Consider the following 16,366-nt stretch of genomic DNA (forward strand, 5'->3'; position numbering starts at 1 on the left):
CTGGATTGCTTCGTCGCAAGAGCTCCTCGCAATGACGGAGAAGCGCGGTTGCGCCCCTCACTTGAACTCCGCCTCCACCACGCCCAGCCCGTCCAGCTCCATCCGCACCTTGTCGCCGGCCTTCAGCCACAGCGTCTTCACCAGGCTGCCGGTGAGCACGAGCTGCCCCGCGTGAAGACCCTTGCCCTCGGCGGCGAGATGGTTGGCGAGCCAGGCGAGCGCGTTGTGGGGGTGGCCGAGCACGTCGGCGCCGGTGCCGTTGCCGACCTCCTCGCCGTTGACGATGGCGCGGCCTTTGACCGCCTTCAGGTCCGGCACCGACGAGCGCGGAACCGACGGCCCCAGCACGCAGCCGGCGGCGAAGAAATCGTCGGCGATCAGCGTCGGCGCGCCCATCGTCTCCCACTTCACATAGCGGTCGTCGACGATCTCGATCGCGGGATGATAGGCATCGACGGCCTCGCCGACCCATTCGGCCGTGAACGGCGCCTCGCCGGCGGCAAGGTCACGCTGCAGCCGCACCGCGATCTCGCATTCGACGCCGACCCGGACATATTTGGAAGCCGCGAGCTTCACCCCGCTATCGTGCACGCCCTTCTGGAACACGCCGCCGGCGCAGGGATGCGGGATGCCGATATAGTCCTGCATCACCTGGCTGGTGCAGCCGATCTTGTAGCCGACGAGCGGCCCGGCATGCGGCAGCAGGAGATCGTGCAGCGCACGCTGGACCTGGTAGCCCTCGGCCTCGTCGGCTGGCGGAAACTCGAGCGCCGCAAGCGGCGCATGGTTGCGGCGCGCCAGCGCGATCGCCTTTGCGGCTTCGAGAATGTTGTCCATCGGCGCCGCCTCCCACGCTACGCATTCGAGGGCGGCACTTCAGCATCCCCGCTGCGGCCTGACAAGCGCGGCCCAAAGAACGGTCCTAAGGTCGGCCAAACAGCGGCTTCACGCCCTGACCAGGCCAAGCCGGATCAGGCTCTCGGCCGTCGCGAGGATCGCCTCATCGTTGGAGCGCGGCTGCCAGCCGAGCAGCGACCGAGCCTTGGCGCTGGTGGAATGCCGCACCCTTCCGAGCATCGGCACGACCGCACGCAGCAGCGGAATCCGGTTGGCGGCCAGGCGCACCAGCCAGTCCGGCGCCTGGAGCCGTGGAACCCGGCGTGCCCTCGGTCCGAGTTCCCGCCGCAGCACCCTGGCGATATCAAGGATCGACATCGCCTCGCCGGAGACCGCGATGAAGCGCTCGCCTTTCGCCTCAGGCGCGATCATCGCCCGCAGATGAAGGTCGGCCACATCGCGCACGTCGACCACGCCGAAATAGACCCGCGGCACCGCCGGCATGGCACCGTCGAGCAGCGATTTGACGATCTCGATCGAGCCGGAGAAATCCGGCCCCAGCACGGGACCGAAAATGCCGGCGGGGTTCACGACCGAGAGCTCGAGCCCGCCGCCTTCGCGCGCCACGAAATCCCAGGCCGCCCGCTCGGCCAGCGTCTTGGATTTGATGTAAGCCTGCACGTCGGCACCTCCGAGATTGGTCCAGTCGGTCTCGTCGAACGGTTTTTCCCGCGGCTTGTGGCCATACCCGATCGCACCCAGCGACGAGGTGATCACCACGCGCCTGACGCCGGCCTCGCGCGCGGCCCGCAGCACCCGCAGCGTGCCGTCGCGCGCCGGGATGATCATCTCGTCCTCATCCTTGGGAACACTGGTCGAGAGCGGCGAGGCAACATGGAGAACGTAGTCGCAGCCCGCGACGGCCTCACGCCACCCCTCGTCCCGGACGAGGTCGGCGGTGAAGAAGGACAGGCTCTCGGGCGATGCCGCCCCGCCCTCGCGCAGCATGGCCAGCACGTCGGCCTGCCGCTCCGGCCGGCGCACCGTTGTCCGCACCGTGTGGCCGGCGGCCAGAAGTTGCAGGACGACGTGGATGCCGACGAAACCCGACCCGCCCGTGACCAGAACAATGCTCATTGCCAAATTCCCCTCGTTGCACGGGCCGGCGAATTGGTTCCATCAAGGCCCTGCTCAAGGCGGCATCTGGTCACTAAGTGCTTGCGAACAAGTAGAATGGATTTCGAGACCGGTATGGAAAACCTGACCAGTGCCTGCGACGGCGACTGCGATTGCAGCCCCGACCCTGCCCTGCTCGCCGACTTCAAGCGGGCCATCCACGCGATCGGCGGCAAGTGGAAGCTGGAGATCCTGTTCGCGCTGATGAACGGCGCGGTCCGTTTCGGCGCATTACGGCGATCGATCGGCGGCATCACCCAGCACATGCTGACCACGCAGCTGCGCGAGCTCGAGCAGGACGGACTGGTGTCGCGAACCGTCTTCGCGGAGAAGCCCTTGAGGGTCGAGTACGAGCTGACGGATGCGGCCTACGGCCTGTTGCCGGCGTTTAAGGAAATATTGAGCTGGTCCAGGCTTTATGGGGCCGCGCGCCTCGTGGCGTCGCACCAGGCCTGATTGCAGCGATGCTTGATGCAGCTGGATTGGTGTCTCAGCGTTCGAGTCGATCCCGTTGATGCGACTCGCAAAATCTCCCGCACCTGAAGTGAACGCTGTTTCTCATCCGAACTCACGTGAGCTCGGAGGATGTGACTCTAGCTCATTGATCGCGATTCATTTTTCGCGATTGCGGTCGCGCGTTGAAGCGCGACGGCAAGCGACGGGCAATATCCTGACCGCGGCGCGAAATGGCGCCTTGCGTCCAAAAACAAAGAGCCGCATCGCTGCGGCTCTGACTCTATTCGTCGCGATAGACCTTCTCGCGTTTCTCGTGGCGCTCCTGCGCTTCCACCGAGAGTGTTGCGATGGGCCGGGCCTCGAGCCGTTTCAACGAGATCGGCTCGCCGGTGTCCTCGCAATAACCGTAGGTGTTGTCCTCGATACGCTGAAGCGCGGCGTCGATCTTGGCGATCAACTTGCGCTGGCGGTCGCGGGCGCGGAGTTCGATGGCGCGGTCGGTTTCGGACGATGCCCGATCGGCGAGATCGGGGTGGTTCACGTTCTCCTCCTGCAGGGCTTGCAGGGTGAGCTTGGACTCTTTGAGGATCTCATCCTTCCAGGCAAGGAGCTTCAACCGGAAGTACTCCTTCTGCCGGTCGTTCATGAAAGGCTCTTTTTCGGTCGGTCGGTAGTTTTTCAACTTTTCCAAGGGCGGCCTATCTGTCTAAGCAACGACTCGCAAACGGAACGGGGTCCGTTGAGCGGGGCGTTATATAGCGGCCTCCTGTGACAGACAATATTTCCCTGATCGCCCAGCCGGCGCCCCCAAGCCCTTGCACAGGAAGGTTTATCCGCAAGGGCCCGGGAGCGGCCGAAGACCTAGTATCCGACCGTGAAACGCTGCCTCAAATGGGCCGGTCGCTCGACCTCGTCGGCAAGCGCAATGGCGTAGTCGGCGAAGCTGATCCAGCTCTTGCCGTTCGCATCTGCGAGAAGCTGATCGGTCCCGAGCCGGAACTTGGCCGTGCGCTCGCCCTCGACGAACAGCGCCGATGGCGAGATGAAGGTCCAGTTCAGTTCCTTTTCCCGCCGCAGCAGGTCGAGAAAGGCGGAGCCAGCCTCCGCCTCGGCCCTGTATTGGGCCGGAAAACCGGGAGTTGTGACCAGCTTCACGCCTGGTGCAACCTCCAGGCTGCCAGCCCCGCCAACGACGAGGTAGCGGCCGACCTTGGAGTCCTTGGCTGCCCCGATCAGCTTGAGCGCGTCGCTGGCCAGGAAGTGCACGGAACTCACGGCGACGTCGTGCCCGGCCCACAGCCTGGCGAGACCCGCCTGGTCGAGCACATCTCCCTTGGTGGATGTGACGTTCGGCAGGGCCGCGATCTTCTCGGGGTTCCGGGCGATGGCCGTGACGCTATGGCCGCGGCGGGACAGTTCCTTGGTGATCTCCGACCCGGCCCGGCCCGAGGCGCCGGCGACTGCGATTTTCATGGAAGGCTCCTTTGCTTCTGTGGTAACTAGCAGCGACTAGATATCTCAAAGAAAGCTGGTGTTAAGAGAGCACTTTGTGCTCACCTGATTACGCAGGAGTAACCGGCAAGCGAGCCGGCAAGCGACTTCAATGGATCGAGGACCCGAAGATGAAGCCCGACGTCTATGCAGCGAACTGCCCCACGCGCCAGATTCTCGATCGCGTCGGCGACAAATGGGCGGTGCTGATCCTCCTGCTGCTGCGCGAGGAGCCGATGCGCTTCAATCAGTTGCGTCGCACGATTGAAGGCATTTCGCAGAAGATGCTGAGCCAGGTTCTCAAATCGCTCGAACGCGACGGCCTGATCAAGCGCCGCGCCATCGCGACCGTACCGGTGACGGTGGAATATTCGATCACGCAGCTCGGGCTGACACTCGCCGCGGCCGTCGATCCGTTGCGCGATTGGGCCGAGCAGAATCTGAAGGACGTGCTCGCCGCCCAGCGCCGCTACGACGCGCAGAAGGAGGAGGAGGCGGCGTAAGCCCTTTCTCAAACGTACGCGGCGCGCTCACACGAAATTTCGCTGTCATGCCCCGGCTTGACCGGGGCATCCAGTACGCCGCGGCGTCTCGATTCAAAACTACTGTCTCTGGAATACTGGGTCGCCCGGTCAAGCCGGGCGACGACAGCCTGCCCGACTACGCCTGTCCCGCCTTCGCCAGCTCGACCTCGACGCGCAGCTCGATCTCGGACAGCACGGAATCGAGACCGGGATCGCCCGAGGACGATTTCAGGTTCGCCGCAGCGTCGCGCAGCCGCATCACGGTGGACGCGTCGAGATTGCCGGACAAGAGGCCCATCTTGAGATCGTCGAGCACGTCGAGCGCGGTCTTGCCGCGCGCGACCGAGCGCTTGCGGCGCTCGACCGGATCCTCCTCGATGCCTTGCAACGCGAGCAGGGCATCGATGTTGGCCGCTGCTTTCGGCGCCGCAGCCGCTCGCGTCTCCTGCGCCGACGAGGTGTCGGGCAAGACGAAGGTGCCGGAGCCCGTCCGCCTGGCCTGGCTGGCCGGCGTTCCAAGCGTGGTGCCGTTCGGTCCGTAGATGCGCATCGCAGCAATCCGGGTGATCGATGCCTCACCTTCGCTGTTTTATGGTTAACGGCGCGTAAACAGCCCGGCAAAATCTGCCGACGGGCGGCAGTTTCGCTCCTCAGGGACAACGCCCGCTGACACCGGTCGAAACAGATTTATTCAACCTATTCAACGACCTACCCCCACTGCCCCGCGTTGGCACAGCACTCGCAAGGAAAGCGTCGGACCAGCTCGTCATGGGAGTGTCGAGGATGGTCCGAGATTTGAGGAGCCTCGGGGAGCAGAGGATGCCAGGCGTTCGTTGGGTGAGGATTGTTGGGGTGGCCTGCGCCGCGCTGTCAGCGCTGGCGCTGTCGGTCACGTCCGCAAGCGCGACCTCGCGCATCAAGGACCTCGCCAATATCGAGGGCGTGCGGCAGAACCAGCTGATCGGCTACGGCCTCGTCGTAGGCCTCAACGGCACCGGCGACACGCTCAACAACATCCCCTTCACCAAGCAGTCGCTGCAAGCGATGCTCGAGCGCATGGGCGTCAACATCCGCGGCGCCACCATCCGCACCGGCAACGTCGCCGCCGTGATGGTGACAGGCAATCTGCCGGCCTTCGCCACCCAAGGCACGCGCATGGACGTCACCGTTTCCGCGCTCGGCGATGCCAAGAACCTCCAGGGCGGCACCCTGCTCGTCACGCCCCTCCTCGGCGCCGACGGCAACGTCTATGCGGTCGCGCAGGGTTCGCTCGCGATCTCCGGCTTCCAGGCCGAGGGCGAAGCGGCGAAGATCGTGCGCGGCGTTCCGACCGTGGGGCGCATCGCCAACGGCGCCATCATCGAGCGCGAGATCGAGTTCGCGCTCAACCGGCTGCCGAACGTGCGCCTGGCGCTCCGCAATGCCGACTTCACCACCGCAAAGCGCATCGCGGCGGCTGTCAACGACTATCTCGGCGTCAAGACCGCCGAGCCGATCGATCCATCGACGGTGCAGCTTTCGATTCCGCCGGAGTTCAAGGGCAACGTCGTCGCCTTCCTCACCGAGATCGAGCAGCTCCAGGTCGACCCCGATCTCGCCGCCAAGATCGTCATCGACGAGCGCAGCGGCATCATCGTGATGGGCCGCGACGTTCGCGTCGCCACCGTCGCGGTGGCACAAGGCAACCTCACCGTCACGATCTCCGAAAGCCCGCAGGTGAGCCAGCCCAATCCGCTGTCCCGAGGGCGGACCGTGGTCGCGCCGCGCAGCAGCGTCAGCGTCACCGAGGACGGCAGGAAGTTGGCACTCGTCAAGGATGGCGTCTCGCTCCAGCAGCTCGTCGACGGCCTCAACGGCCTCGGCATCGGCCCCCGCGACATGATCAGCATCCTCCAGGCGATCAAGGCCGCCGGCGCGATCGAAGCCGATATCGAGGTGATGTGATGCAGACGAGCATGATCAACACCCCGCGCGCCGCCGCCTCCTCGGCCTTCTCGGTGGAAAGCCGCAACGGCCGGCCCGACTTCGAGCTCGCCGCCGCGCTGCAAAAGGTCTCGCCGCAGCAGCAGGCCAAGGCGCAGAAGACCGCCACTGATTTCGAGGCGATGTTCCTCAACAGCATGTTCTCGCAGATGACCTCGGGCCTGAAGGGCGAAGGCCCGTTCGGCGACACAACGGGCACCGGCGTATGGCGCTCGATGCTGACCGAGCAGTATTCCAAGAACTTCGCCAAGGCCGGCGGCGTCGGCGTCGCCACCGAGGTCTACCGCACTCTCATCATGCAGCAGGCGAAAACCGTCCGCACGGCATAAGGTCAAACGAGATGAACCAGTTCACCGCCTCACGTCAGCCGATGCAAGCGCAGCGCCCGAACACCGCGCCCGGCAACGCCCAGGCGCGCAAGCTCGCCGAAGACCTGATGGATGCGATGAGCGCCCTGCTCGGACTGATCGAGCGTGAGACCGAACTCGTTCGCGCCGGCAACGTCCGCGAAGCGATGATGCTCGAGAGCAGAAAACAGGAGCTGTCGCGAAACTATGTCGGCGCCGTCAGCCAGTTGAAGGCCAACCAGGCCCAGCTCGCGAAATCGGCGCCCGAGCTGCTTTCGACGCTGCATCGGCATCACGATGCGTTCCGCGCGATGCTCCAGGTCAATCTCACCGTGCTCGCGACCGCGCACGCGGTCTCCGAGAGCGTCGTGCGCGGCGTCAATGCCGAGATCCAGAAGCGCAACGTGCCGAACACCTATACGGCCGCGGGACGCCGCGCCACTCCGGGCCCGCGCCACATCACCCCGCTCACCGTCAGCCGCTCGCTCTGAACGCGCAGAAAACAAGCGACAATTTTACGAAAAACCGCGCGGCGATATCGTCGCGCGGTTAGTCACGTTTCCTTACCGGGTCTTCAATCCTGGTGTTCCATGGTTGCGCATTGAGAGGGGTTGGGATTTGACTCGGACGAGGCAACCAGGAGGCTGCCATGAGTACAGATTTCAGCATCAGGCCGGTGGGGATACCGGCCCCCGCGCAGATCATAACGACGTCGAATGCGGCGGCGAACGAGGCCGTGCAAACCGATTTGCCGGTGAGCCAGACGGTCGCCGCGAGCGATACGAGCGCGCCCGTGCGCAATGATTTGCCGAACAGCGAGAACATCTCGCGGCAGGTGGTGTTCGACCAGGCCGCCGCATCCTTCGTCTTCCAGGTCGTCAACGACAGGACCGACGCCGTGGTCAATCAGTTCCCCGACGAAGCGATGCTGCGCCGGCGAGCTTATTTCCATGCAGAGGATCTGAAGTCCAAACCCTCGCGTCCGCTCAATACGGATGTCAGCGCCTGACGCTCAGGTATCGAGCGTGGCAACCGCGGTCTCGAGATAAGTCGAGTCCGTCGCAGGATCAGTGACGACGTTCTTGATCTGGGCCTTGCGCGCGTCAGTCAGCGTGAACTTGCTATTCCCGAAACGGAACGAGCCGTCTGGAAAGAACGTTCGGCTTATACGCGGTCGACAAAATGCTCATGATGTCGGCCACGACGGGCCTCCATCACGGCCGTCCGGACAGACCGGCAGCGATATTGCGATTGATCTCGATCAGCGGGCGGAAGTGATCGAACTGCGGGCTCATCTGCAGCGCCGCGGTCTGGCTCAGCACGAACACGCTGATGTTGGCGATCTTCTGGCGAACGTCAATCGGCTGCGGATTGTTGTCGCGCATCGCCTCGCTCAGGAAGATCGTCCAGAGCTTGCGGTTGAACATCAGCGCCTGCATGGTCTGCTCGCTGAGCGGATCAGCGTTGTTCACCGCATCCTGGAGCTTGTTGGCGGCCTTGAGCAGGGTCTGCGCCTCGATGTCGCGAGGAGACGCGGTGGTCGTTGCAACACGCGCGTAAGCCGAGGCAGCGGAATTCGACATCAATCACACCCTGGAGGTTACCTAGCCCGTTGAACGCGCTTAAGGATTTCTTTCCCAACCCTAGGCAGCACCGCTTAAGATTTGCTTACGTGTGCGCTTGGAAGCACTCCGGATAATTACGGGTCGCGGAGTTTCTTCGTCAGCGCAAAGCTAGATGCACGCACACACGCTGTAAACTTGCTTCGCGTGATGGGCATCAATCTCAGCTAATCCTGCCTTAGCGATCTCCGTAAAAAGAACGGCGGAGCGTTAGCCCCGCCGCGATATCTCGAGTAGCGGTCTTGCGCTGCGAAATTAGCGGAGCAGCTGCAGCACGCTCTGCTGCGACTGGTTGGCGAGCGACAGCGCGGAGACCGCGATCGACTGGCGGGTCGACAGCGCCTGGCTGTTGGCCGCTTCCTCATTGGTGTCGGCGAGCGTCAGGTTCGATGAGCCGGTCTGCAGCACGTTGATCAGGTTCTTGGAGAAGTCCTGACGCACCTGCACGATCGAGAGGTTCGAACCGAGCGCCGAACCTTCCGAGCGCAGCGTGCTCGAGGCCGCGTTCAGGCTGGTCAGCACCTTGTTGGTGGCGCCGTTATCGATGAAGTCGACGCCGTTGACGAGGTTGCTGAGGCCAAGACCTGCCGCGTTGAACACCACGCCGTTGATGCCGAGCGTGGAGCTGCCGGTTTCGTTGAAGACGAGCTTCAGCGTGTCGCCGTTGAGCAGGTTGACGCCGTTGAACGAGGAGTCCTGCGACGTCGTGTCGATCTGCGCCAGAATGTTGTTGAACTGGTTGACCAGGTTCGAGCGCGCCGTCTGCGCGACGGGATCCTGGACCGGCGGCTGCGCGGTGGTGAAGGCCAGAATGCCGGTGATCGTGCCGCCGACCGTGCCGCCCGCAGTTGTCGAACCGAGCGTCGAGGAGGCATATTCATTGACGGTGGTCACCGTCAGCAAGCCATTGGCGTCGATCGTCGCCGTCAAATGGTTCGCCTGAAGCTGCGCGTTGAGCTGGTCGAGCGTCTTGACGGTGCCGTTGGTGCCGTCGCCGAAGGTGACGTTCACCGGCGTGCCGCCGTTGAAGGAGGTAAAGGTCAGGGTCTTGCCGCTGACACCGCCAACACCGGAGGTGCGCGCCGCGGTGAAGGCGGTCGCCGTTCCCGTGTTGCCGCTGAGGCCGAACGCGTGGAGCGCGTTGCCGGTGCCGGTGATCGACAAGTCGGCGTTGATGCCGGTGGAGAGCGCAAGTTGGCCGCTGCTGTTGACGGACGACGGGATCTGGCCCGCAGTGGTCGTCAGCGACGCCGCGCCGTTGAAGATGCTGGCGGTCTTGACGCCGGTGGCAAGGTCGATCGAGTTGAGCAGGTCGGTGAGCGTCGCGCTCTGGATATAGACGGTCGAGTTGCCGTTGCCGTCCGTGACGATGTTGCCGTTGACGCCACCCGAGGTCACGCTGGCCGCCGACTGTGGCGTCTGGGCGTTCTTGAAGGTGATGGTGTGACCATCGATGTTCAGCGTCGAGCCGTCCTGGACCAGGGTGCCGAGCGAGCCCGCGGTCGTCGACCGGTTCGCGGTCACGTTCGCATTGCCTGCGCCGGTCGCCGTGGTCAGACCGAGCTTATTGAGGAAATCAGCCTTGCCGGTCACGCTCAGATCGGCGCCGGTCGAGCTCTTCAGCGTGACCTGGCCGCCGCCCGAGATGGACGATGCCACCTGAAGCGTACCGATGGGACCGGTCGAACCGCTGACAGCGATGGCCGCCGCGCCTGCGCTGATCGTTGCGGTCTTGACGCCGCTGGCGAGGTCAATCGCGCTGAGGACGTCGTTGACGGTCGCCCTGGGCGCAACCGCGGTTCCCTCATAGACGATCGAGTTGCCATTGCCGTCGGTGGCGATGTGTCCACTGGCGTCGAGACCCCAGCCGGTCGGCTGCGTCGTCGGCGGGATACCGGTGCGGAAGGTGATGGTCTTGCCGTTCACCGTGATGGTGTCGCCGTCCGCGGGGGGCGCGCCGAAGGTGGTGGATGCCGTGGTGCCGAGCAGCGTGGCGGTACCTGACAGTACGGTGGTGCCGTCGGCGGCGGTCGCGGCAAAACCGACCGCCGAGCCCGCGTTCGAACCCAGTGAGGCGCCGAGCGCGGCAGTCCCCGTCACCGGGGTCACGCCACCGGCTGCACCGGTATAGAGCACGTTGCTGTTGGCGGTTGCGCTCGCGTAGGAGGTCGTTCCGCGCAGATCGGCGGGTGTCGCACCGGGAATCGTGGTGGAGACGTTCGACTTGGTGGAGTAACCGACCGTGGTCTGCAGCGCCTGGTTGGCGATCGATTTCGCGCTGTCGATCAACTTTTGCAGCGAGGTGATGCCGGTGTTGGCGGCCTGGAGCACCTGCACACCGTTGTTGATGCCGTCGAGCAGGTTGCTGATGTCGCTCGCCCGGTTGTCCAACCCCTGCGCGGTGAAGAAGTTGGTGGGATTGTCGAGCGCCGTGTTGACCTTCTTGCCGGTTGACAGCCGCTCCTGCGTCGTGGCCAGCAAGTCGGCCGTCGACTGCAGCGACAACAGGTTCTGGCGAACTGACGCCGAGAGAACGATGTTGGACATTGGCGAGTCTTCCTCTTGAACCGGATACGAATCGGCCGCGCGGTCTCGAAAGCGGGCTTTGGTCCAGTTTTAGGAGGTGTCCTTTAAAGTATGGTTAACGCCGGTTTAAGCGATAGGGTTAATGGCGAATGAACGCCCCTGCCCGCCTCCGGACGCAAAAAAGCGGCGGGGCCAAGTGTCCCGCCGCCAGATTTTACTCAGTTATTTCAAATACTTGTTAGCGGAGCAGCTGGAGCACGCTCTGCTGCGACTGGTTGGCGAGCGACAGCGCGGAGACCGCGATCGACTGGCGGGTCGAGAGCGCCTGGCTGTTGGCCGCCTCGACGTTGGTGTCTGCCAGCGTCAGGTTGGACGAGCCGGTCTGCAGCACGTTGATCAGGTTCTTGTTGAAGTCCTGACGGATCTGCACCACCGAGAGGTTCGAGCCGAGGCTGGACGCCTCCGAGCGCAGCGTGCTCGACGCGGCGTTCAAATTGGTCAGCACCTTGTTGGCTGCGGCGTTGTCGATGAAGTCGACGCCGACGGTCAGCGCGGCGAGGCCCAGACCCTTGGAGTTGTAGGTCACGCCGGTGATGTTCAGGCTCGACTTGCCGGTCTCGTCGAACACCAGCTTGAGCTGATCGCCATTGAGCAGGTTGACACCGTTGAACGAGGAGTCCTGCGAGGTCGTGTCGATCTGGTTCAGGATGTTGTTGTACTGAGACACCAGGTTGGCACGGGCCGTCTGCGCAACGCCATCCTGGACGGGGTTGGAAGCCGTCGAGAACGTCAGTGCCGACGTCAGCGTGCCGCCGATCGCTCCGCCGGCGGTCGTCGAGCCGAGCGTCGAGGATGCGTAGTCGTTGGAGGCCGTGATGGTCAGCAGGCCGTTGGCGTCGATCGTCGCTGCCAGGTTATTGGCCTGAAGCTTGGTGTTGAGCTGATCGAGCGTCTTGACCGTACCGTTGGTGCCGTCGCCGAAGGTGACGTTGACCGCCGTGCCGCCGTTGAAGGAGGTGAAGGTCAAGGTCTTGCCGGCGATGCCGCCGATCCCGGAGGTGCGCGCCGCCGAGAACGCGGTCGCAGTCCCGGTGTTGCCGGCGAGGCCGAGCACGTTCAGCGCATTGCCGGTGCCGGTGATCGACAGGTCGGCATTGATGCCGGTCGAGAGCTTGAGCTGACCAGACGTATTGATCGTCGATGCAGCCTGCCCGACCGCGGTCGCGAGCGTGCCGCCACCGCTGCCGTTCAGCGAGAAGGTCTGCACGCCGGTGGCAAAGTCGATCGCTTTCAGCACGTCGGCAATGGTTCCGGTCTGCAGATAGACCGTCGAGTTGCCGTTGCCGTCGGTCAGGACATTGCCGCTGACACCGAAGCCGCTCGGAACTGCGGGGGCGTTGCTCGAGCCAGGGACCGGCGCGTTCTTGAAGGTGATGACGTGGCCATCGACATTCAGCGACGAGCCATCTTGCAGCAGCGAGCCGAGTGAGGAGGCACTGGTCGTGCGGGTCGCAGTCACGGTGGCATTGCCACCACCCGTCGCCCCCGTCAGACCGAGCTCAAACAGGAAGTCGGCTTTGCCCGTCACGGACAGATCGGCACCGACCGAGCTCTTGAGCGTCACGACGCCCGCAGCGGCAGTCGACGGCGATGCGCCGGAGGCGGCACCGATGGTCGCAGCACCGGCGGAGATCGTCGCGGTCTTGACACCGCTGGCGAGGTCGACCGCGGCCAGAATGTCGCCCACGGTCGCCAGCGTCGAAGTCGTGGCGGTGTCACCGAGATAGATCGTGGTGTTGCCGCTGCCGTCGGTGACGAGATGACCGCTGACGCCCGAACCGGTCGGAACGGCGCTTGAAGCCGGCGCAGTGCCGGTGCGGAAGGTGATGGTCTTGCCGTTCACCGTCAACGTGTCGCCGTCGCTGGGAGCGGTGGTCAGCTTGCCGCTGGCGGTGGTGCCGAGCAGCGTGGTGGCCGACGAGATGCCGGTCGTACCGTCAGCCGCAAGACCCCCGGTGCCCGCGAACGAGCCCTGGCTCGCACCGAGAGTGGCGGACGAACCTGCCGCGGTGGTGCCGCCGGCCGTGCCGTTGTACAGCACGTTACTGCTCGCCGTCGCGCTGGCGAAGCTCGTCGTGCCGCGCAAATCGGCCGCCGTCGCACCCGCGATCGTGGTGGAGACGTTGGACTTGGTGGAGTAGCCGACGGTGGTCTGCAGCGCCTGATTGGCGATCGACTTCGCGGAGTCGATCAGCTTCTGCAGCGAGGTCAGGCCGGTGTTGGCCGCCTGCAGCACCTGCACGCCGTTGGCAATGCCATCAAGCAGGTTGTTGATGTCGCTGGCGCGGTTGTCGAGCGACTGCGCGGTGAAGAAGTTGGTGGGATTGTCCAGGGCCGAGTTGACGCTCTTGCCGGTCGACAGACGGTTCTGTGTGGTGGCGAGAAGATCAGCGGTGGACTGGAGAGACAGGAGGTTCTGACGAACCGACGCAGAGAGAACAATACCGGACATGACTCTTACCCTTCTGGCTTACGCGTCTTCGTTCGATCGCTTCTGGATCGAGTGACGGGGCCAGCGTGCCGTGACATGGCTAACAAAGGGTGAAACGAACATCGCCTGCATAAGCGCCGGTTCACCATAGGAGGGTGGGAAGCTCAGAGTGAGATGGCAATCAGCCTGAAATCATTGGCAATTTTTTGCGCTTACGTTCCATTAACCATAACCGCTGGTTACTTTTCGGAGTGTCGCCTGCCCTCTCAAAATCTCGAGCGATAAAAGAAAAACGGCGGGGCCGAAGCCCCGCCGCCGGATCTTGCCTGCGATGTCTGCCGCTTGTTAGCGGAGCAACTGCAGCACGCTCTGCTGCGACTGGTTGGCCAGCGACAGCGCGGAGACTGCGATCGACTGGCGGGTCGACAGCGCCTGGCTGTTGGCGGCCTCGACGTTGGTGTCGGCCAGGGTCAGGTTGGACGAGCCGGTCTGCAGCACGTTGATCAGGTTCTTGTTGAAGTCCTGACGAACCTGCACGATCGTCAGGTTCGAACCCAGAGCCGAAGCTTCCGAGCGCAGCGTGCTCGACGCCGAGTTCAGGTTGGTCAGCACCTTGTTGGTGGCAGCGTTGTCGATGAAGTCGACACCGCTGGTCAGCGCAGCAAGGCCGAGACCCTTGGAGTTGTAGGTCACGCCCGTGATGCTCAGGCTGGACTTTGCAGTCTCGTCGAACACCAGCTTGAGCTGATCGCCGTTCAAGAGGTTGACACCGTTGAACGAGGAGTCCTGCGCAGTCGAGTCGATCTGGTTCAGGATGTTGTTGTACTGGTTGACCAGGTTGGCACGAGAGGTCTGCGCAACCGTGTCCTGGACGGGGGTGGAAGCCGTCGAGAAGGTCAGCGCCGTCGTCAGCGTACCGCCGATCGCACCACCCGCGGCGCTCGAACCGATGGTCGAGGACGCGTAGTCGTTGGTGGTGGAAACCGTCAGCAGGCCGTTGGCGTCGATCGTCGCCGTCAGGTTGTTGGCCTGAAGCTTCGAGTTGAGCTGATCGAGCGTCTTAACCGTGCCGTTGGTGCCGTCGCCGAAGGTGACATTGACCGCCGTGCCGCCGTTGAAGGAGGAGAAGGTCAAGGTCTTGCCGGTGAGACCGCCGACACCCGAGGTGCGTGCCGCCGAGAATGCGGAGGCCGTGCCGGTGTTGCCGGCAAGTCCAAGCACGTTCAGCGCATTGCCGGTGCCGGTGATCGACAGGTCGGCGTTGACGCCGGTGGACAGCTTGAGCTGGCCGGAGGCGTTGATCGACGAGGCGATCTGACCGGTTGCGGGGCTCAGCGTCGCCGTACCGTTGGCCGCGATCGAGGAGGTCTGCACGCCGGTGGCAAGGTCGATTGCGTTCAGCACGTCGGCAACCGTGCCGGACTGCAGATAGACCGTCGAGTTGCCGGCGCCATCGGTCAGGACGTTGCCGCTGACACCGAAGCCGCTCGGGATCGCCGGAGCGTTGCTCGATCCCGGAACCGGGGCGTTCTTGAAGGTGATGACGTGGCCATCGACATTCAGCGAGGAGCCGTCCGAGATCAGCGTGCTCAGGGAGCCCGAACTGGTCGTGCGGGTCGCAGTCACCGTGACATTTCCGCCTCCCGTCGCACCCGTCAGACCGAGCTCCTTCAGGAAGTCAGCCTTGCCCGTCAGGGACAGATCGGCACCAGCCGAGCTCTTGAGCGTCACAACGCCCGCGGCGGCAGTCGACGGCGATGCGCCGGAGGCGGCACCGATGGTCGCAGCACCGGCGGAGATCGTCGCGGTCTTGACACCGCTGGCGAGGTCGATCGCGGCCAGAATGTCGCCCACGGTCGCCAGCGTCGAAGTCGTGGCGGTGTCACCGAGATAGATCGTGGTGTTGCCGCCGCCGTCGGTGACGAGATGACCGCTGACACCAGAACCGCTCGGAACGGCGCTCGAAGCCGGCGCAGTGCCGGAACGGAAGGTGATGGTCTTGCCGTTCACCGTCAGCGTGTCGCCATCGGTCGGAGCGGTGGTCAGCTTGCCGCTGGCGGTGGTGCCGAGCAGCGTGGTGGCCGACGAGATGCCGGTCGTACCGTCAGCCGCAAGACCCCCGGTGCCCGCGAACGAGCCCTGGCTCGCACCGAGCGTGGCGGACGAACCTGCCGCGGTGGTGCCGCCGGCCGTGCCGTTGTACAGCACATTGCCGAGCGCCGTCGCACTGGCAAAGGACGTCGTGCCGCGCAAATCGGCCGCCGTCGCACCCGAGATGGTGGTGGAGACGTTGGACTTCGTGGAATAGCCGACGGTGGTCTGCAGCGCCTGGTTGGCGATCGACTTCGCGGAATCGATCAGCTTCTGCAGCGAGGTGATGCCGGTGTTGGCGGCCTGCAGCACCTGCACGCCGTTGGCAATGCCGTCGAGCAGATTGTTGATGTCGCTGGCGCGGTTGTCGAGCGACTGTGCCGTGAAGAAGTTGGTGGGATTGTCCAGGGCCGAGTTGACGCTCTTGCCGGTCGACAGGCGGCTCTGCGTGGTGGCGAGAAGATCAGCGGTGGACTGGAGGGAGAGCAGGTTCTGACGAACCGAGGAAGAGAGAACGATACCGGACATTGAGTGTTACCCTTCTGGTACGCAACGCAACAAAACTTCGATTAGGATTAATCGATGCTCGGGACGGTGAACGCGGAGGGCTAACAAAGCATGAAGCGTGTCGCGGCAGTCCTTGTCGGGATTCACCATATGGGCGATCGACGCAGCATCTGGCTTCGCCGTATCGTCATGATCGGATGATGCTTTTTGATACACCGATGAAGCGTTTGCCACTTGTCAACCATAACTCAGAGTGAGCAATTCGCTGTACCGGAATGCATCGCTTTCATCAGCCGAGCGGCAGTCTGATGCCGG

The 16,366-nt window shown here is 64.0% G+C and carries 15 protein-coding genes; 6 read left to right on the forward strand and 9 right to left on the reverse strand.

Annotated elements, in window-relative coordinates; genetic code table 11:
* Window positions 1-57: 57 nt before the first annotated feature.
* Window positions 58-837, reverse strand: a complete 780-nt coding sequence (locus tag ACE10W_RS26230; protein WP_161534330.1) for a 2-keto-4-pentenoate hydratase — start codon at window positions 835-837, stop codon at window positions 58-60.
* Window positions 838-945: 108 nt separating this feature from the next.
* Complete coding sequence (locus tag ACE10W_RS26235; RefSeq protein WP_370204534.1) at window positions 946-1,974, reverse strand: SDR family oxidoreductase; 1,029 nt, start codon at window positions 1,972-1,974, stop codon at window positions 946-948.
* Between the two features lie 96 nt (window positions 1,975-2,070).
* Here ACE10W_RS26235 and ACE10W_RS26240 point away from each other — a divergent pair, with 96 nt between their 5' ends.
* Window positions 2,071-2,469 (forward strand): helix-turn-helix domain-containing protein, encoded by a 399-nt coding sequence (locus tag ACE10W_RS26240; protein ID WP_304547691.1) that lies wholly within the window; start codon window positions 2,071-2,073, stop codon window positions 2,467-2,469.
* Window positions 2,470-2,749: 280 nt separating this feature from the next.
* On the opposite strand, the gene dksA is transcribed toward ACE10W_RS26240, so the two are convergent.
* Together dksA and ACE10W_RS26250 are read right to left on the reverse strand one after the other, a co-directional pair.
* The gene (gene dksA / locus ACE10W_RS26245; RefSeq protein WP_008554760.1) at window positions 2,750-3,115 is read right to left on the reverse strand and encodes an RNA polymerase-binding protein DksA; all 366 of its coding nucleotides are present in this window, start codon (window positions 3,113-3,115) and stop codon (window positions 2,750-2,752) included.
* A 215-nt stretch (window positions 3,116-3,330) separates the two neighbouring features.
* Window positions 3,331-3,942: an NAD(P)-dependent oxidoreductase gene (locus ACE10W_RS26250; RefSeq protein WP_375762058.1), complete on the reverse strand. Its 612-nt coding sequence runs from the start codon at window positions 3,940-3,942 to the stop codon at window positions 3,331-3,333.
* Window positions 3,943-4,091: 149 nt separating this feature from the next.
* Here ACE10W_RS26250 and ACE10W_RS26255 point away from each other — a divergent pair, with 149 nt between their 5' ends.
* Window positions 4,092-4,463, forward strand: a complete 372-nt coding sequence (locus ACE10W_RS26255) for a helix-turn-helix domain-containing protein (protein WP_028173285.1) — start codon at window positions 4,092-4,094, stop codon at window positions 4,461-4,463.
* A 157-nt stretch (window positions 4,464-4,620) separates the two neighbouring features.
* Here ACE10W_RS26255 and ACE10W_RS26260 read toward each other — a convergent pair whose 3' ends face one another.
* On the reverse strand, window positions 4,621-5,034 hold the full coding sequence (locus ACE10W_RS26260) for a flagellar assembly protein FliX (RefSeq protein WP_092191940.1): 414 nt from the start codon (window positions 5,032-5,034) through the stop codon (window positions 4,621-4,623).
* Window positions 5,035-5,303: 269 nt separating this feature from the next.
* Between ACE10W_RS26260 and ACE10W_RS26265 the strand changes: the two genes are divergently transcribed.
* From ACE10W_RS26265 to ACE10W_RS26280, 4 genes are all read left to right on the forward strand, one after another.
* On the forward strand, window positions 5,304-6,428 hold the full coding sequence (locus ACE10W_RS26265; RefSeq protein ID WP_028173283.1) for a flagellar basal body P-ring protein FlgI: 1,125 nt from the start codon (window positions 5,304-5,306) through the stop codon (window positions 6,426-6,428).
* Window positions 6,428-6,796, forward strand: coding sequence for a flagellar assembly peptidoglycan hydrolase FlgJ (gene flgJ / locus ACE10W_RS26270; RefSeq protein ID WP_038967161.1), 369 nt, complete (start codon window positions 6,428-6,430; stop codon window positions 6,794-6,796). Before ACE10W_RS26265 ends, flgJ begins: the two co-directional genes overlap by 1 nt.
* A gap of 11 nt (window positions 6,797-6,807) precedes the next feature.
* Window positions 6,808-7,305 carry a hypothetical protein gene (locus ACE10W_RS26275; protein WP_011088582.1) on the forward strand — a complete coding sequence of 166 codons (498 nt, stop codon included), beginning with the start codon at window positions 6,808-6,810 and terminating at the stop codon, window positions 7,303-7,305.
* A 158-nt stretch (window positions 7,306-7,463) separates the two neighbouring features.
* Window positions 7,464-7,823: a hypothetical protein gene (locus ACE10W_RS26280; protein ID WP_011088583.1), complete on the forward strand. Its 360-nt coding sequence runs from the start codon at window positions 7,464-7,466 to the stop codon at window positions 7,821-7,823.
* A gap of 205 nt (window positions 7,824-8,028) precedes the next feature.
* Here ACE10W_RS26280 and flaF read toward each other — a convergent pair whose 3' ends face one another.
* The 4 genes from flaF to ACE10W_RS26300 all read right to left on the reverse strand — a co-directional run bounded on the left by flaF (window position 8,029) and on the right by ACE10W_RS26300 (window position 16,072).
* Window positions 8,029-8,397 carry a flagellar biosynthesis regulator FlaF gene (gene flaF / locus ACE10W_RS26285; protein ID WP_008554779.1) on the reverse strand — a complete coding sequence of 123 codons (369 nt, stop codon included), beginning with the start codon at window positions 8,395-8,397 and terminating at the stop codon, window positions 8,029-8,031.
* 294 nt (window positions 8,398-8,691) lie between these two features.
* Window positions 8,692-10,983: a DUF1522 domain-containing protein gene (locus ACE10W_RS26290; protein ID WP_011088584.1), complete on the reverse strand. Its 2,292-nt coding sequence runs from the start codon at window positions 10,981-10,983 to the stop codon at window positions 8,692-8,694.
* 217 nt (window positions 10,984-11,200) lie between these two features.
* Window positions 11,201-13,474, reverse strand: a complete 2,274-nt coding sequence (locus tag ACE10W_RS26295) for a DUF1522 domain-containing protein (protein ID WP_110116628.1) — start codon at window positions 13,472-13,474, stop codon at window positions 11,201-11,203.
* A 324-nt stretch (window positions 13,475-13,798) separates the two neighbouring features.
* Entirely contained in the window at window positions 13,799-16,072 is a 2,274-nt protein-coding gene (locus ACE10W_RS26300) for a DUF1522 domain-containing protein (protein ID WP_039185603.1), read from the reverse strand.
* Window positions 16,073-16,366 lie beyond the last annotated feature (294 nt).

This window comes from Bradyrhizobium sp. B025, assembly GCF_042257955.1.
GTDB lineage: Bacteria > Pseudomonadota > Alphaproteobacteria > Rhizobiales > Xanthobacteraceae > Bradyrhizobium > Bradyrhizobium diazoefficiens.

Bases quoted from the DNA above. Each gene is read 5' to 3' on its own strand.
- ACE10W_RS26230 (WP_161534330.1), bottom strand. From the start codon at position 837: ATGGACAACATTCTCGAAGCCGCAAAGGCGATCGCGCTGGCGCGCCGC.
- ACE10W_RS26235 (WP_370204534.1), bottom strand. From the start codon at position 1,974: ATGAGCATTGTTCTGGTCACGGGCGGGTCGGGTTTCGTCGGCATCCAC.
- ACE10W_RS26240 (WP_304547691.1), top strand. From the start codon at position 2,071: ATGGATTTCGAGACCGGTATGGAAAACCTGACCAGTGCCTGCGACGGC.
- dksA (WP_008554760.1), bottom strand. From the start codon at position 3,115: ATGAACGACCGGCAGAAGGAGTACTTCCGGTTGAAGCTCCTTGCCTGG.
- ACE10W_RS26250 (WP_375762058.1), bottom strand. From the start codon at position 3,942: ATGAAAATCGCAGTCGCCGGCGCCTCGGGCCGGGCCGGGTCGGAGATC.
- ACE10W_RS26255 (WP_028173285.1), top strand. From the start codon at position 4,092: ATGAAGCCCGACGTCTATGCAGCGAACTGCCCCACGCGCCAGATTCTC.
- ACE10W_RS26260 (WP_092191940.1), bottom strand. From the start codon at position 5,034: ATGCGCATCTACGGACCGAACGGCACCACGCTTGGAACGCCGGCCAGC.
- ACE10W_RS26265 (WP_028173283.1), top strand. From the start codon at position 5,304: ATGCCAGGCGTTCGTTGGGTGAGGATTGTTGGGGTGGCCTGCGCCGCG.
- flgJ (WP_038967161.1), top strand. From the start codon at position 6,428: ATGCAGACGAGCATGATCAACACCCCGCGCGCCGCCGCCTCCTCGGCC.
- ACE10W_RS26275 (WP_011088582.1), top strand. From the start codon at position 6,808: ATGAACCAGTTCACCGCCTCACGTCAGCCGATGCAAGCGCAGCGCCCG.
- ACE10W_RS26280 (WP_011088583.1), top strand. From the start codon at position 7,464: ATGAGTACAGATTTCAGCATCAGGCCGGTGGGGATACCGGCCCCCGCG.
- flaF (WP_008554779.1), bottom strand. From the start codon at position 8,397: ATGTCGAATTCCGCTGCCTCGGCTTACGCGCGTGTTGCAACGACCACC.
- ACE10W_RS26290 (WP_011088584.1), bottom strand. From the start codon at position 10,983: ATGTCCAACATCGTTCTCTCGGCGTCAGTTCGCCAGAACCTGTTGTCG.
- ACE10W_RS26295 (WP_110116628.1), bottom strand. From the start codon at position 13,474: ATGTCCGGTATTGTTCTCTCTGCGTCGGTTCGTCAGAACCTCCTGTCT.
- ACE10W_RS26300 (WP_039185603.1), bottom strand. From the start codon at position 16,072: ATGTCCGGTATCGTTCTCTCTTCCTCGGTTCGTCAGAACCTGCTCTCC.